At 42.5% G+C, this 16,775-nt stretch carries 15 protein-coding genes; 14 read left to right on the top strand and 1 reads right to left on the bottom strand.

From position 1 onward, the window contains the following. The first annotated feature begins 77 nt into the window (after positions 1-77). From NYE65_RS06050 to NYE65_RS06040, 3 genes are read left to right on the top strand one after another with little or no spacing between them, the layout of a single operon-like run. Entirely contained in the window at positions 78-482 is a 405-nt protein-coding gene (locus NYE65_RS06050; protein WP_260358432.1) for a DoxX family protein, read from the top strand. Between the two features lie 4 nt (positions 483-486). After that, positions 487-1,335, top strand: a complete 849-nt coding sequence (locus NYE65_RS06045) for a VOC family protein (RefSeq protein WP_340860032.1) — start codon at positions 487-489, stop codon at positions 1,333-1,335. 33 nt (positions 1,336-1,368) lie between these two features. After that, positions 1,369-2,055, top strand: coding sequence for an FMN-dependent NADH-azoreductase (locus NYE65_RS06040; RefSeq protein ID WP_340860031.1), 687 nt, complete (start codon positions 1,369-1,371; stop codon positions 2,053-2,055). A 74-nt stretch (positions 2,056-2,129) separates the two neighbouring features. On the opposite strand, the gene NYE65_RS06035 is transcribed toward NYE65_RS06040, so the two are convergent. Further along, complete coding sequence (locus NYE65_RS06035; RefSeq protein ID WP_057276823.1) at positions 2,130-3,542, bottom strand: sigma-54 interaction domain-containing protein; 1,413 nt, start codon at positions 3,540-3,542, stop codon at positions 2,130-2,132. A 381-nt stretch (positions 3,543-3,923) separates the two neighbouring features. On the opposite strand from NYE65_RS06035, the gene pruA reads away from it, so the two are divergent. From pruA to NYE65_RS05980, 11 genes are all read left to right on the top strand, one after another. Further along, a complete protein-coding gene (gene pruA, locus NYE65_RS06030) occupies positions 3,924-5,471 on the top strand; it encodes an L-glutamate gamma-semialdehyde dehydrogenase (RefSeq protein WP_249597328.1) in 1,548 nt (515 codons plus the stop codon). An 18-nt stretch (positions 5,472-5,489) separates the two neighbouring features. Then, positions 5,490-6,683: an ornithine--oxo-acid transaminase gene (locus NYE65_RS06025; RefSeq protein ID WP_034309472.1), complete on the top strand. Its 1,194-nt coding sequence runs from the start codon at positions 5,490-5,492 to the stop codon at positions 6,681-6,683. Positions 6,684-6,705: 22 nt separating this feature from the next. Continuing rightward, positions 6,706-7,971, top strand: a complete 1,266-nt coding sequence (locus tag NYE65_RS06020) for a Glu/Leu/Phe/Val family dehydrogenase (RefSeq protein ID WP_445670400.1) — start codon at positions 6,706-6,708, stop codon at positions 7,969-7,971. A 37-nt stretch (positions 7,972-8,008) separates the two neighbouring features. Beyond that, a complete protein-coding gene (locus NYE65_RS06015; RefSeq protein WP_098866167.1) occupies positions 8,009-8,263 on the top strand; it encodes a hypothetical protein in 255 nt (84 codons plus the stop codon). Positions 8,264-8,918: 655 nt separating this feature from the next. After that, positions 8,919-9,599, top strand: coding sequence for a DUF975 family protein (locus tag NYE65_RS06010; RefSeq protein WP_340860030.1), 681 nt, complete (start codon positions 8,919-8,921; stop codon positions 9,597-9,599). A 431-nt stretch (positions 9,600-10,030) separates the two neighbouring features. Beyond that, positions 10,031-10,210: a hypothetical protein gene (locus NYE65_RS06005; protein WP_034309467.1), complete on the top strand. Its 180-nt coding sequence runs from the start codon at positions 10,031-10,033 to the stop codon at positions 10,208-10,210. Between the two features lie 630 nt (positions 10,211-10,840). Beyond that, the gene (locus NYE65_RS06000) at positions 10,841-12,076 is read left to right on the top strand and encodes a cytochrome P450 (RefSeq protein ID WP_340862093.1); all 1,236 of its coding nucleotides are present in this window, start codon (positions 10,841-10,843) and stop codon (positions 12,074-12,076) included. A 303-nt stretch (positions 12,077-12,379) separates the two neighbouring features. Then, entirely contained in the window at positions 12,380-13,030 is a 651-nt protein-coding gene (locus NYE65_RS05995) for a phosphatase PAP2 family protein (protein ID WP_340860029.1), read from the top strand. An 82-nt stretch (positions 13,031-13,112) separates the two neighbouring features. After that, a complete protein-coding gene (locus tag NYE65_RS05990; protein ID WP_328176392.1) occupies positions 13,113-13,724 on the top strand; it encodes a DedA family protein in 612 nt (203 codons plus the stop codon). A 178-nt stretch (positions 13,725-13,902) separates the two neighbouring features. Then, on the top strand, positions 13,903-15,540 hold the full coding sequence (locus NYE65_RS05985; RefSeq protein ID WP_328176391.1) for a spore germination protein: 1,638 nt from the start codon (positions 13,903-13,905) through the stop codon (positions 15,538-15,540). After that, positions 15,530-16,756 (top strand): Ger(x)C family spore germination protein, encoded by a 1,227-nt coding sequence (locus NYE65_RS05980; RefSeq protein ID WP_328176390.1) that lies wholly within the window; start codon positions 15,530-15,532, stop codon positions 16,754-16,756. The genes NYE65_RS05985 and NYE65_RS05980 overlap by 11 nt, the downstream gene beginning before the upstream one ends. Positions 16,757-16,775: the final 19 nt, after the last annotated feature.

Below are 16,775 nucleotides of genomic sequence, written 5' to 3'. Positions count from 1 at the left end.
TAAACTTACTTGACATTATAAGCTTATTAAAATATAATTACTTACATAAAGTAACCAACAAAAAGGAGAATTCATACATGAATAAAAATGATGCAGGTCAAGTTTTTTTAAGGGTGATTTTAGGTCTTACTTTTTTCATTCACGGCGTTTCAAAGTTTCAAGGGGGCATAGGAAATACGGCGGGATTTTTCGATAGCCTTGGCATTCCTGGCTTCATGGCATACATCGTTGCAGGAATCGAATTGATTGGAGGACTTGCGGTTATACTGGGTTTGGGAACACGAATCGTATCCGTCCTATTTGCGGTCATTATGGCGGGGGCGATTTTCACGGCTAAATTACCTGCCGGTTTTCTTGGAAACGGGCAAGCGGCGGGTTACGAACTGGACTTGGCACTGCTTGCCATGTCTGTCTATCTAGCGTGTGCAAACCGCACGGTTCTTTCTTTGGATCATGTGATTTTCAATAAAAAAGGGAAGTGACAATATGGATAAAAATTTTCATCAAAAACCAATTACATTTGTTGGCGAAGTCAGTATAAATGTTTTGGATTTGAATAAGGCCATTCTGTTTTATCAAGAAATCATCGGTCTTCAAGTATTGAAGAAAACCGAACGGCAAGCTGTTTTGACGACAGACGGAAAAACCCCGTTGCTGACACTTGAGCAGCCTGCGGATGTGATTCCGAAAGAAGGGCGGACGACGGGCTTATATCACTTTGCCCTTTTACTGCCAACCCGTGCCGACTTATCGATTTTTTTACGCCATTTACTTCAAACGAAATATCCATTTGGAGCTGCGGATCATGAAGTGAGTGAAGCGCTGTACATTACCGATCCGGATGGAAATGGCATCGAAGTATACTCTGACCGGCCATCAGCTGATTGGAGATGGGCAGGCGGGGAGGTCGAAATGGGCACGGATCCGCTGGATGGGAATGACCTTCTGAAAGAAAGCGATGGTGAGTGGAGCAAACTGCCTGCTGGTACCTTAATGGGGCATATACATCTGCATGTAGCGGATTTACGTAAAACGGAGGAGTTTTACATGCAAGGTCTTGGGTTTACCGTCGTGAATCGATATGGAGGAGCGCTCTTTACTTCAACCGGCGGATATCATCATCACATCGGATTGAACACATGGAATGGCGTTGGTGCGCCTGCCCCTAAGGAAAATAGTGTGGGGCTAAACTGGTATACACTCGTTTATGCAGATGAAGAAGCGAGAAACAAAGTAACGGAGCAACTGGAAGGAATCGGGGCTGTCGTCACGAAAAAAGAAGGGTTTTTCGCTGTAACAGATCCATCAGGCAATGAGATTCATTTAATCGTCTAAATATTATAATCAGAAAGCAATGGTGAGAGGATAATGGGATTCTTAAGCAGATTATTTGGAAATAAAGAAGCCGCGGCAGAAGAGAATGGGAAAAGGACAAAAGTGTTATTCGTGAAAGTGAACGATCGTCCAGCAGATCAGGCAATCAGCTCGAAAATGTATGACACATTCTTACAAACATATAAAGAGACACACCGTACAGATGAAGTGACCGAGCTGGATTTATTTAAAGAAGAGCTTCCTTACTATGGAAATACGGCGATTACCGGACTATATAAACGCAACCAAGGTCTTGAACTGACAGCTGAAGAGGAAAATGCCGCAAAACTGGTTGACCAATATTTAAATCAATTCATGACCATGGATAAAGTGGTATTCGCTTTCCCTCTATGGAACTCAACGGTTCCTGCACCGTTAATCACCTATCTTTCTTATTTGGCACAAGCAGGAATAATGTTCAATTATACGGCGGAAGGTCCTGTCGGGTATGCTGGAGATAAAAAAGTCATGCTATTGAATGCCCGTGGTTCTGATTATGCATTAGAAGGAATGGCTTCCGCTGAAATGGCCGTGAGTTTAGTGAAAAATATCATTAGTCTATGGGGTATTAAGAATCCGGAGACCGTGGTCATTGAAGGCCATAATCAGTATCCGGATCGGTCACAAAAAATCATCGCGGATGGTTTGGAAAACGTTGCAAAAGCGGCTGAAGCATTCTGATTGCAAAGTGAAAAGAATAGCAGGCAAAGAAAGGCCTCCATATCAATGGGGGCCTCCTTTGTGCAGGGATGGTGTTATTTGACCTGATACTTTTTCAAACGGTATTGAAGGCTTTGGCGGCTAATATTCAGGGCCTTGGCTGCTTGGGAGATATTCATGCCATGTTCCTTCAATATCTTCTCCAAGTATTGCTTTTCAGTATTGGCTATATAATCATCAAGAGATAAGGTCGAATCCTGTAAATCTCCATTTGCATGAGTCTCTTTTCTTCCGGGATGAATGTCTTCCAAATGGGCTTTCTTCCTAAATAGAGCCGGAAGGTGGGTGATGGCAATCTTTGTATCGCCAGGCTCCATTAAATTCATGGCCCCCTCAATGATATGTTCAAGTTCCCTTACGTTCCCGGGCCAGTCGTAATCATAAAAAAGCGAGTAGACTTCTTCGCTGATCCCTTCTATATTCAATTCGAACAGCGCATTGAATTTCTCGATGAAGGATTGCGCCAGCAAAGGAATATCCTCTTTCCGTTCACGAAGAGGCGGGATGAATAACGAAACGACACTTAATCGGTAGTATAAATCCTTTCGTAAATGGTCATTTGAAATGGCATCTATCGGATCTTCATTTATCGTTGCAATGACTCTAACGTCAATTTGTTTATCCTTAGTATCCCCAACGCGGCGAATCGTCCTTTCTTGAAGGGCCCGTAATAATTTCGCTTGCATGTTCGGATTTAATGAGTTGATTTCATCTAGCAGGATGGTACCGCCCTGTGCCTGTTCGAATAATCCAGGCCGTTCGATCGATCCGGTGAAGGCGCCTTTCTTTGTGCCGAAGAGTATTCCTTCAATTAGACTGTCTGGCAGGGCAGCACAGTTTTGGCTGATGAAGGGTTGAGTCGAACGGCTGCTGCCATTATGGATGCTTTGGGCGAAGAGCTCTTTTCCGGTGCCCGTTTCCCCAACGATGAGGATGGAGGATGCCGTCCTGGTCGAGCGCTTGCACTTTTCTATGACTTCCAGGAAATTTTCACTCGTTCCGATGATGCTGTCAAAGGTATATTTGGTATCGCCCTTATTCAATATATTATCTTTAATGATTCTTTCCAGATTCGTTATATCCTTTGCCACTTCAATGGCCCCGATGATATTTTGCTTTTGATCCAAAATTGGAAACGTATTATTGATTGTTGTAATTTCCTGACCAAGATTATTGAAGTAGGTCTGCTTCGAGTTCTCGGTTGTCTTCCCAGAATGAAGTGCCCTTATTAATGTACTCTCCGTTTCTTCCTTGAATTTAAAGATTTCATGAATCTTCTTCCCTAAAACTTCTTCTGAATCCATTCCTTCGATTTCTGCCATTTTCTTGTTATATACAATCGTCCGCCCCTTTATATCGATTATATGTATCCCTGTATCGATTACATCCACAAGCGAATAGAGGATGGATTGGAAACCATCTATTTTAATGATTTGATCTAAATTCATGAATGCCTCCCGTTTTTCTTCTTTTCTTAGAGCTATTGTAGAGGAATTGAAGCAAAGGCGCAAATAAAATTTGCACAGCAAGATTATTTTGCATCGGAGTGCAAAAATATTTTGCGGAAAAAGTGCGAAAATGCTGTTTTTTATGGTTTTTCTAGTTGGCATGAAATTTGCATTAATAAAAAGTGTAAGGTTTAAGCGACAAAAATAGGGGTTAGAGCAAAAAATAATGGCATACTATGCCAATTTTGCCCTTAAAGTGCTGAATTTCATTGCATTTTTCAAGAAAAAACATTATTTTTTCGAAAAAATGAAAAGTTGGCACGGAACTTGCTTGTTTAATAAGGGAGAAGTAAAAACATAAACTTAGGGAGATGAGACATAATGGTCCAAACATATAAACACGAACCATTTACTAATTTTAAAATCGAAGAAAACAATAAAGCTTTTCAAGCGGCATTGAATGATGTAGCTAATGATCTAGGGAAGAAATATCCGCTGATCATTAATGGTGAAAGAGTGTTTACTGATGAAGTCATTACCTCTGTAAACCCAGCAAATAAAGAAGAAGTTATCGGAACCGTATCCAAAGCGAATAAAGATCTTGCAGAGCAAGCGATGCAAGCGGCAGATAAGACATTCCAAACTTGGAGAAAAACGAAAGCGGAAGTGCGTGCAAACATTTTATTCAGGGCTGCAGCGATCGTTCGCAGAAGAAAACACTATTTCTCGGCTCTATTGGTTAAAGAAGCAGGGAAGCCTTGGAATGAGGCGGATGCAGATACAGCGGAAGCGATCGACTTCATGGAATACTATGCACGTCAAATGCTGAAGCTTAAAGACGGCATGCCAGTGGAAAGCCGTCCGATTGAACACAATGCTTTCAATTATATTCCGCTTGGTGTGGGTGTCATCATCTCACCTTGGAACTTCCCGTTTGCGATCATGGCAGGCATGACGACGGCTGCTCTTGTTTCAGGTAATACGGTCTTATTGAAACCGGCCAGTACAACACCGGTCATTGCAGCTAAATTCATCGAAGTGCTGGAAGAAGCGGGCATGCCTGCAGGAGTTGTGAACTTCATTCCAGGAAGCGGTGCCGAAGTGGGCGATTATTTGGTAGATCATCCTCGTACACGTTTCATCAGCTTTACCGGATCTCGTGATGTCGGTATCCGTATTTATGAGCGTGCGGCGAAAGTACATGAAGGCCAGATCTGGTTAAAACGTGTCATCGCTGAAATGGGCGGTAAAGATACGATCGTTGTTGATAAAGAGGCTGATCTGGAATTGGCGGCACAATCAATCGTCGCTTCTGCATTCGGATTCTCCGGTCAAAAATGTTCTGCTTGTTCACGTGCTGTCATAGTGGAAGATGTATATGACCAAGTCTTGAATCGTGCCATTGAATTAACGAAAGAAAAAACGATCGGGGAACCAACAGATCTAAACAACTTCATGGGTCCGGTCATCGATCAAGCAGCTTTCGATAAAGTCATGAGCTACGTTGAAATCGGTAAAGAAGAAGGGAAAATTGTTACAGGGGGAGAAGGAGACAATTCAAAAGGTTTCTTCATCCAGCCAACTATCATTGCCGATGTGGATGAGAACGCACGTGTCATGAAAGAAGAGATTTTCGGACCGGTTGTTGCATTCTGTAAGGCAAAAGATTTCAATCATGCAATCGAGATTGCCAATAACACGGATTATGGATTAACGGGTGCAGTCATCTCTAACAACATTGAACATATCGAACAAGCGCGTGAGGATTTCCACGTAGGTAACTTGTACTTCAATCGCGGCTGTACTGGTGCCATTGTAGGATACCAGCCATTTGGCGGATTCAATATGTCAGGTACAGATTCAAAAGCGGGCGGTCCTGATTATTTAGTTCTTCATCTTCAAGGTAAAACAACATCTGAAACGCTATAAATTTTAGGGGGAATCAACATGACAACTTTAACGGAAAAATTAATCGAGCAAACAGAACAATATGGTGCAAACAATTATAATCCACTTCCAATCGTCATTTCGAAGGCAGAAGGAGTTTGGGTGGAAGATCCTGAAGGCAATAAATATATGGATATGCTTAGTGCCTATTCAGCAGTGAACCAAGGCCACAGGCATCCGAAAATCATCGACGAATTAAAAAAACAAGCTGATCGCGTAACATTGACATCCCGTGCATTCCATAGTGATAAATTAGGACCATGGTATGAAATGGTTTCACGCATTACGCAAAAAGACATGGCACTGCCTATGAATACAGGTGCTGAAGCCGTTGAAACAGCCATCAAAGCTGTTAGACGCTGGGGCTATGATGTTAAGGGAATTGCAGAAAACCAAGCTGAAATCATTGCTTGTATCGGGAACTTCCATGGCCGTACGATGGCAGCCGTGTCCCTGTCATCCGATGATGAATATAGAAGGGGCTTTGGACCGATGCTGCCAGGGATCAAGCTTATCCCTTACGGCGATCTTGATGCATTGAAAGAAGCGATTACACCGCAAACGGCTGGATTTTTAATCGAACCGATTCAAGGTGAAGCGGGAATCATCATTCCGCCACAAGGATTCTTAAAAGAAGCTTACGACTTATGTAAAGAAAATAATGTCCTATTCGTTTCTGATGAAATTCAGTCAGGACTTGGACGTTCAGGAAAAATGTTCGCCTCTGACTGGGATGGAGTAGTTCCCGATATGTACATTTTAGGTAAAGCGCTGGGCGGCGGGGTTTTCCCAATCTCTTGCGTAGCTGCGAACCGTGAAATCCTTGGCGTATTCAATCCTGGTTCCCATGGTTCTACATTCGGCGGCAATCCATTGGCATGTGCGGTTTCCATCGCTTCATTGGAAGTCCTTGAAGAAGAGAAGCTTGCGGAACGTTCATTGGAGCTTGGACAATACTTCATGGATAGTTTAAAAGAAATCAAGAATCCAATGATTAAAGACATCCGCGGCCGAGGCTTATTCATCGGAGTCGAACTAACAGAAGCAGCAAGACCATATTGTGAGCAGCTTAAAGAAGAAAAACTGCTATGTAAAGAAACGCATGATACAGTTATCCGTTTTGCTCCGCCATTAGTGATTACTAAAGAAGACTTGGATTGGGCAATCGAACGCATTAAAAAAGTTTTATCCTAATATACCTATGAGGTGAATTCCATTGAGTACAACAATCAAAGAAGAAAAAGAAACTGCCAGCTTGCTTGATTCAACACAGGTCGTAATCAAGGAGGCGCTGGATAAGCTTGGCTATTCTGAAGAAGTGTTCGAGCTTTTGAAGGAACCTTTACGGATGCTTACCGTCCGGATTCCAATTAAGATGGATGACAATTCGACGAAGATTTTCACTGGATACCGTGCCCAGCACAACGATGCTGTCGGTCCGACGAAAGGCGGAATCCGTTTTCACCCTGAAGTCGATGAGGAAGAAGTCAAGGCACTTTCAATGTGGATGAGTTTGAAATGCGGAATCGTGAATCTGCCATATGGCGGAGGAAAAGGCGGCATCATCTGTGATCCGCGCCAAATGTCAATCGGTGAATTGGAAAGGCTTAGCCGTGGATACGTTCGGGCAATCAGCCAAATAGTGGGGCCGACTAAAGATATCCCGGCCCCGGATGTTTATACGAATTCACAAATCATGGCATGGATGATGGACGAGTACAGTAGAATAAGAGAACACGATTCTCCTGGTTTCATTACAGGTAAGCCACTGGTACTGGGCGGTTCACACGGCAGGGAAAAGGCGACTGCACAAGGTGTCACCATCTGTATCGAGGAAGCGGCTAAGCGTAAGGGCATAGAATTGAAAGGTGCTCGCATCATCGTCCAAGGGTTTGGGAACGCAGGAAGCTTTTTGGCCAAATTCATGCATGATGCAGGTGCGAAAGTGATTGGCATATCGGACGCATATGGTGCCATCTATAAACCTGAGGGTCTGGATATCGATTACTTACTTGATAAAAGGGATAGCTTTGGAACGGTAACGACACTATTCGATCATACAATCACCAACCAGGAGCTTCTGGAACAAGATTGTGATATTTTAGTGCCTGCTGCCATTTCCAATCAAATCACCAAAGAAAATGCACATCTTATCAAAGCCCAAATTGTCGTAGAGGCCGCGAATGGACCTACCACATTGGAGGCAACCAAGATCTTGACGGAACGCAATGTGCTTCTCGTACCTGATGTATTGGCAAGTTCAGGCGGTGTGACAGTTTCTTACTTCGAATGGGTTCAAAATAATCAAGGTTATTATTGGGAAGATGAAGAGGTCCAAACCAAATTAAAGGCGTTATTGGTCAACTCATTTAATCAAATATATGAAATGGCCGAGACGAGAAAAGTGGATATGAGGCTGGCAGCGTATATGGTGGGTGTCAGAAAAATGGCAGAAGCCTCGATATTCCGCGGCTGGGTATAAGCTATAGTCTAATAATGGGGAGTGGAGGAGTGATTCCGTGTTAAAACCGATTCATACCATCGAGTGTGCTCATGATGGGACCGTCGAGCAAGTTTACGTTCAAAAGGATTCCTATGTTTATGAATGGGAAAGGCTCTTTTTAGTGAAGACGGAAGATGGGAAATTGATTGATGTTTCAATAGGTGCCAGTGGTCACATTACTGAAATTAATGTTTCGGCAGGGGATCCTATTAATAGAAAGCTTCCTTTAGCTTTGCTCCAAGACGATTTTGTTATAACTGGCTCTGATTGATTATAGGAAAGAGGGTGTTCCAAAGGCGGAAGCGATTTCTGCTTTGGGATGCTCTTTTTTTTTTGTTGTGATCATTTATTAGGCGATGACAAAGCCAGGAAATAGTTTGAAAAGAAAAAACGATGAGGGCTCGATCGTGGTGAGAAGAACAAGAAGGACAATCCCACTTACGAAGATTCATCCCACACTTCAATTTCAGATCGTAAGGTCGATAAGTGGTGGGGAGTTCAACCATGCTGTTCAAAAGATTTTGAGATAGATTAAATGAGTGGCCCGGTCTACCTGGGAAAAGGAAAAAGAACTAGATTAACATAAGGACCTTTAACCAAGATAAATACACGCGCCTTCGCTGACCATACATCTTAACAGGGGATGGTTCCGCGAAGGTATTTTTGATTTGGAAGGGCATATTGTCTTATTCCCTTTCATAAACTTTTACAAGCCAGTACCAAGGCAAGAAAGGAGTGGATCATGGTTGCTCGAAACCAGTTAACTATATCCGTGTGCGCTTTCTAGGAATTTAAGCCCACGACTGGAAGCTAGTATGTTAAAATACAAATTGAGATTTATACATCAAATAAATAGTGGTTTTTCTGAATCTATCCATATTTACATTCAGAATTCCGCTGTTTAAAAGAGGGGAGTTAATCAGAGAATGAGAATCTCAGAATTAAAGAGGAAAGCCCTTCAGTCGTTGGGAGGTAAATGGGGAGTAACTGTTTCGCTTATGTTGCTGTTATTCTTGATCAACCTCATTTTTCCTTTAATTGTCGAAGTGATCGGAAGCGGTGGTTTTTCAGAATGGCTCATGCAGGATGACACACCGTTATGGTCCGATATCTTCAGCATGGTCTTTTCCATTGCCTTAATCCCGCTTACCATTTCAACCACTTGGTTCTACCTGAATTTAGTTAGGGAAGGGAATCCTGGCATTCCAGAAGTGTTCGCTATCTATAAAGATGGTAAAACCTCTTTCAAGCTTATTGGGGCTTCCATCTTACAGGCAATTTTCATTTTTTTATGGTCATTATTATTAATCATTCCGGGTATCATCAAGGCCATCGCTTATTCGCAGCAGTTTTTCTTATTGAAGGATCATCCTGAATACACGGTGCTTGAAGCCATTACAGAGAGCAAAAAAAGAATGAAGGGCTTGAAATGGAAGTATTTCCTTATGCACCTGAGCTTCATCGGGTGGGGCATCCTTTGCATGTTCACGCTGGGAATTGGTTTACTATGGTTGATTCCTTATGCAGGAACGACAACGGCTGCATTCTATGAAGAACTGATTGTGCCTCAAGAAGATATTGACGATGATCAAGAAATAGAGGGATAAAAGATTAACCGATAGCAAAAGGCTATCGTTTCAGACTGTAGACAAACTCGATTTTAATCGAGTTTGTCTACAGTCTTTTTATGGCATGTGCAATTTTGACGTTGATTTCCGCTCGCGCTTTCCGTGGGCGGTCCGCGAGCCTCTTGCGGGGTCTCCGTAGACGCGCTTTTCCCGCAGGAGTCTCGCACCTTCCCCTCCAATCAGCTTTGTTATAAAAATTAGTTAGAAACCATACCTGATGAGTTGAAGGTGTTGGTTTGGGAACATCATTTGATCAAAGTCACGCTTTCCGAACCCCTTTTGTCTACAAACTGCAATCGGTAGCAAATGGCAACCGGTTTTTTATTCCCGATTCTCCTTAAAAAGGTTAAATTGTTCATTTTGCCTGGTGTATAATAGAATATTGAGAATGCCATTTAGGGGGATTATATGTGAGTGGGTATAATATTGCGGATCTGGTATACCAATTGTTTTGCCTTTTATTTCTAATCCTGATCATCGTTGGGACCGTATCCCTTTTCCGTTCCATCAAGCACCGTAAAACCAGACTGGATATCATGGAAAAGAAAATGGATGATTTGCATGAACTGATTAAAAGGGGAAAAAATTGACGGCGGCATCGTGCAGGCGTTCAAGCTGCAGGTTAACTCGAAGAAAAACGAGTTTGCCTGCAGTTTTTTTATTTAAACAGCTTGATTTCAGAAATAATTTAATCCTATATAAAAGTGTGAAAAAGTCTAGCCTTATTTTAAATCATGGTTATCACCTGTGATAGCTTGATGGGCATTCGGCAGGAAACCATTTCGAACCCTATGTTGTCTGTAGTTTTTATTAATTGAAAGCGTTCCAAGAAACGTGATCCACAAACTCCGGCAATTATAAAATAATCTATACTGAAATAACTTAGTGGAAAGCGCTGTCTCCAAATTTGAAAAAAGAGGATTGGATTTTAGCATCGATTGAGAGACATAAAAAAATAGAAAAAGAAAGGGAATTGTAAAAAATAAGCAGTTTTACATAGGGGTGTCGGGATTGTGGGGCAAATTTCATGTAAGGCCGCTGGTATGGAAGATGCATGGTTTGTTGCGGTCTTTTACCCTATAATGGAATAGATGTGTATTTAAGGATTTGGTGAAAAAGTCTATCAGGAATGCTCGACCCTATAACAAATCGACGGAGTTGGAGAATGCTTAACATTCGTCCTTTTGTTATGTAACTTTTGAGAAGTGGGAGGAGTCGGTATCATGAAAGAAGTTATTGCAGTAAAAGAAATTACTAGGTTTAAAACAAGGACGGAGGAATTTAGCCCGTACGCTTGGTGTAAAAGGATGTTAGAAAATGACCCTGTGAGTTATCACGAAGGAACGGATACGTGGAATGTTTTTAAATATGAAGATGTGAAGCGGGTTCTCAGTGATTATAAACATTTTTCAAGTGTACGGAAACGGACCACCATATCGGTTGGAACGGATAGTGAGGAAGGTTCTGTGCCTGATAAAATCAAAATCACTGAAGCGGATCCACCTGATCATAGAAAACGCCGTTCACTGCTGGCAGCAGCATTCACACCTAGAAGTCTTCAAAACTGGGAACCACGCATTCAGGAAATTGCAGATGAATTGATTGGACAAATGGATGAGGAAACGGAAATCGATATTGTGGCATCATTGGCGAGTCCGCTTCCGATCATTGTCATGGCCGATTTGATGGGAGTTCGCTCGAAAGATCGTTTATTGTTTAAGAAATGGGTGGATACCTTATTTCTTCCTTTTGATAGAGAAAAACAAGAAGAAGTAGATAAATTGAAGCAAGTGGCAGCAAAAGAATACTATCAGTATTTGTATCCGATTGTTGTGCAAAAACGATTGAACCCGGCGGATGACATCATCTCAGATTTATTGAAGTCAGAAGTGGATGGGGAAATGTTTACGGATGATGAGGTCGTCCGGACTACCATGCTGATTTTAGGTGCAGGAGTCGAGACAACCAGTCATTTATTGGCCAATAGCTTTTATTCGCTGCTATATGATGACAAAGAAGTTTATCAAGAGTTACATGAACACCTGGATTTAGTTCCGCAGGCGGTCGAAGAAATGCTCCGTTTCCGATTCAATCTTATTAAATTGGATCGCACTGTAAAGGAAGATAACGATCTATTGGGAGTGGAATTGAAAGAAGGGGATAATGTGGTCGTTTGGATGAGTGCAGCTAATATGGACGAAGAGATGTTTGAAGACCCCTTCACACTTAATATCCACCGCCCTAATAATAAGAAACATCTCACATTCGGTAATGGCCCTCATTTCTGTCTCGGAGCGCCGCTTGCCAGGCTGGAAGCGAAGATTGCGCTTACTGCATTCCTGAAGAAATTCAAGCATATTGAAGCGGTGACATCGTTCCAGTTAGAAGAGAATCTTACCGATTCAGCGACAGGGCAAACTTTGACCTCACTACCGCTTAAGGCAAGCCCCATGTAAAAAACGAAAAACCTTGTGCCTAACCTGCATAAGGTTTTTTTCTTTTTGCATGTTGAATGGTATGCGTTAAATATGTTCCTGCCGCTCCTTGAAACGTTCGGCAGGAAATCTTATAGTAACCTGAAGTTGAGGTGACAATGACGAATAGAGTAGTATGATAAAGTAGAAAATTTTGTGTCCAGGCATGTTCCCCGAATTGGGTTGGCGGGCGATGAAGCAATTACACCCACCATGCAATGAAGAAGATATGATAAAATAGAAATTTCCAGATAAAACAGTTTTAATAAGTGAAAGGATGTTATCATGAAAATAAAGCAGCAATTAACCATTGCCTTTATAATAAGTGTACTTTCTTTAATCGGGTTCAGTTTCATGGCATTTACCATAAGTGCAAATGAATACCTGAAATTTGATGAAGATGTGATTTCCTTGGTGCAGGGAATGGAGTCCCCTCTGCTGACGGACATCATGAAGTTCTTTACTTACATAGGTTCAACCGCTTCACTGATCATCCTTTCCTTGGTCATTTTGTTTTTCTTATATAGGGTTTTGAAGCATCGTTTGGAACTAGTCTTATTCACTGCAGTCATCGTGGGTTCACCTCTTCTCAATTTGATGGTTAAGCTATTCTTTCAACGCGCCCGACCCGATTTACATCGACTCATCGATATAGGGGGATACAGTTTCCCTAGTGGACATGCCATGAATGCATTTTCTTTATACGGTATTCTTACATTTCTGCTATGGCGTCACATTACGGCTAGGTGGGCAAGGATTCTCTTGATTCTTTTCAGCATGATGATGATCCTCTCGATAGGTATTAGCCGAATATACTTGGGGGTCCATTATCCTAGTGATATCATTGCCGGGTATTTGGCGGGCGGTTGTTGGATTACGATTTCCATATGGTTTTTCCAAAGGTATCAAGACCGGCGGAAGAACAAAGATCGTTAATAAAGGAGCACGGTTATTGCAAGATAAGCAGCCAGCAGGTAACAAGCCAGCTGTTGATTCAAGAAAGTTAGGAGCGTATTAAATGGAAAACTGGATTACGGAATTCATGAATGATTTTGGGTATATGGGAATCTTTCTATTAATAGCATTGGAGAATATTTTCCCGCCGATCCCGTCTGAGGTCATTCTTACTTTTGGCGGTTACATGACGACAAAAGCGGATATGACGATTATCGGTGTCGTGATCGCTTCGACTCTAGGGTCTGTGGCAGGGGCAGTCGTCCTTTATGGAATTGGTTTACTTCTTGATGTGAAGGTCATTGAAAGGTTCGTGGAAAGATGGGGCCATATTCTTCGGTTAACGGTATCTGACGTCCATAAGGCGAATTCATGGTTTGACAAATACGGGTCATGGACCGTGTTTTTCTGCAGGCTGGTTCCGCTGATCAGAAGTTTGATCTCGATTCCAGCAGGGATGTCCCATATGAGCTTTTGGCTCTTCCTGCTTTACACAACATCCGGAACATTAATTTGGAACATCATCTTGGTGAATATCGGTGCAGCTGTTGGCTCTTCGTGGGAAGATATTGTAGGGTACATGGACATTTATTCAAACATCGTATATGCGATACTGGCCCTGCTATTTATCGCTTTCGTTGTTTTGATTTTTAGAAGGAATAAAGGCAAAGTATAATCTCAGTTTAGTTGATTGGGCCGTTATCATCGGCATTCATTACCTAACCGAATATGACCATCAAAGGCTGTCATTGCAACAGCCTTTTTCTTATTGAAGGAAGAACACTGAACCTAGAATAAAGGGGGGGTGCTTTGGACAAAATGAGTGAAACGAAAAAGGAATGAGGTTCGGTGCTATGGCTTCTTTTTTCAAACAAAAGAGACAAGTGAAGCAAAATGAAAAGAAAAAGGAAGATGAAAGTCAATCCAAAAGCAAAACGCCTGATTATATTGAAAGTTCCCTTTCTGCCAATCTGGAAATCGTGAAGCAAAAGACGGGAAAAAGTCCCGACATCATTATCCGAACGTTGAAAATCGGACTAAACCCGGAGATAAAAACAACTATTTTGTATGTGCAGGGTCTGATTGATAATCCTAGCGTTACCGATTTTATAATTGAATCAATCATGAAAAATCCCCACCTATCAAAAAACATACTTCCACTGGAAGCAATGGAAATTATCTCTGAGGACGTGGTTTCCCTCGGTGGCGTAGAAAGGGTCACGGACTGGGAAAAGCTATTTTTGACATTATTATCAGGGGACACCATCATTTTTATTGATGAAGTAAACGTCGCCCTGGTTGCCAGTACAAGAGGAGGAGAGAAGCGCTCGATTCAGGAGCCAAGCACACATTTGACTGTCCGGGGATCTAGGGAAGGGTTTACGGAATCGAATGGAACGAACATCGCCATGATACGCCGCATCATCAATACCCCGGATTTATGGATAGAGTCGATGAAAATAGGCACGGTGACAAAAACGGACGTTTCCATCATGTATATAAATGGAATTGTCAAGGAAGGAATTGTCGAGGAGGTCAAGAAGCGCTTAAATCGAATTAACATCGATAGCATTCTTGAATCAGGATATATTGAACAATTGATAGAAGACCAGGTCATGACCCCATTCCCAACCCTTAACCATACAGAAAGACCGGATATGGTCGCAGGAAACCTGCTGGAAGGAAGAGTGGCGATATTCGTAAATGGAACGCCTTTTGTCTTGATCGCCCCGGCATTGTTCGTACAATTTTTCCAATCTGTCGAAGACTACTATAATCGCTTCGACATTGCTTCAGCGACACGTTTTTTACGGATCATCGTTTTCATCATCTCGATAGTCGGGCCGGCTGTCTATGTTGCAGCCACGACTTTTCATCAGGAAATGATCCCAACGAAGCTGCTGGTCATTGTAGCGGCCCAAAGGGAAACGGTTCCTTTGCCTGCCGTCGTTGAAGCGCTTCTTATGGAAATGACCTTTGAAATATTACGGGAAGCAAGTCTTCGGATGCCAAAGGCCGTTGGTTCGACGATGTCCATTGTCGGGGCATTGGTCATCGGGCAGGCGGCCGTCCAGGCTGGTATCGTATCGCCGGCAATGGTCATCATCGTCTCGATCACGGCGATTGCCAGTTTTGCAACGCCTTCTTATGCCATAGCGATTTCAGCCCGCATTGTGCGGTTCGGATTCATCATTTGTGCCGGCATGTTAGGTTTTTATGGGATGATTTTAGCCTTTATCATCCTTATTGTCCATTTATGCAGCCTGCGTTCACTTGGAGTTCCATATATGACACCGCTCGCCCCTCTGAATCCTAAAGGGCTGGGCGACACATTCTTCAGAAGACCTATATGGGCATTCAAGGAAAGGCCGCAATATTTGACCAATGAAAATAATCTGATCAGGGAAGGCAATAACCAAAGACCGCTGCCTCCTGAATCGCGTGGAATGAAAACTTCTGACGGGAAAAAGGGTGAAGGCAATGAATCGTAAAAGATTAGTTCTGCTCTTGATGATGTTGATTGCCGCCACATTCACCACAGGCTGTTGGGATAAAACAGAGTTAAATGAAATGGCCATCGTTTCGGCGGTCGGACTCGACAGAAATAAAGAAGGGAAGTTAGTGGGAACTTTCCAAATCATTAATCCAAGTAATGTTGCCGGAGCTCTTCAGGGCGGCGGAGGATCGAATCCACCGATATCCATTTATCGGGCCACGGGAGATAATGTGCTTGAATTGGATGGTAACGCTTCAATGAAAATCTCCCGAGATATGTATTTTGCCCATGCCAACCTGGTTGTCATCGGTGAGGAACTAGCAAAAGAAGAGGGCCTTAACGATATTTTCGATGCATTTGAGCGCTCACCGGAATTCAGGGCAACTACGAGGATCGTGATTGCCCGGGGTGTGAAAGCAAGGGATATTGTCGAAACGTTAACCGCAATCGATAAGGTATCAGCCGAGAAAGTCATTAGGACGATTGAAACCACTGAAAAAACCCAGGGGAAAAGTATTAGCATCAATCTCCAAGAGGTGATCAAGAATCTGCTTAGTACCGGAAAAGAACCGGTAATAAGCGGTTTTACCGTGAGAGGAAACACGGGTAAAGAGGATAAAATGGAGAATACCATGTCCTCGGATATTGAGGCGAACCCTAATGCAGCAGGGATAGGTGTTTTTAAAGATGGCAAATTGATTGACTGGCTGGATGGTGATAAGGCAATAGGATCAATGTGGGTATTGGATAGAATCGAAAATGTCCATTTATACCTTGATTGGGAGGGTAAAAAAAACGCAGTCACCTATTCAGTCATTCGCCAAAAAACCAATATCGGGGCAAAAATAGTAAACGGCGAACCGAAAATATCGATAAAGGTCCGTGCAGAGGGAGATATCCGGGAAGCGAATGTTCCTTTGAATCTAACCGATATGCATGTTCTGATAGATATTGAAAGGAAGTTAGCGAAAGAATTGAAGAAGGAGATGGAAGACGCAATCGTTCGGGCACAAAAAAATAAATCCGATATTTTTGGCTTTGGGGAGCTCATGCACGAATCCCATCCGAAAGAATGGAAGAAACTAGAGAAAAACTGGGACGACGATACTTTTCCTAAACTGGAAGTTGATGTGCAGGTAGAAACTTTCATTCGCCGTACCGGATTACGTAATAAGCCATTTCTTTCAAATTTACAAAAGGAAGATCAATAACGGAAAGGAAGTGGCATCC

This window comes from Peribacillus sp. FSL R5-0717 (assembly GCF_038002945.1).
Classification (GTDB): Bacteria; Bacillota; Bacilli; order Bacillales; family DSM-1321; genus Peribacillus; species Peribacillus frigoritolerans.
Note: the sequence above shows the minus strand (reverse complement) of the source record. Positions and strands in the feature narration are given on the sequence as shown.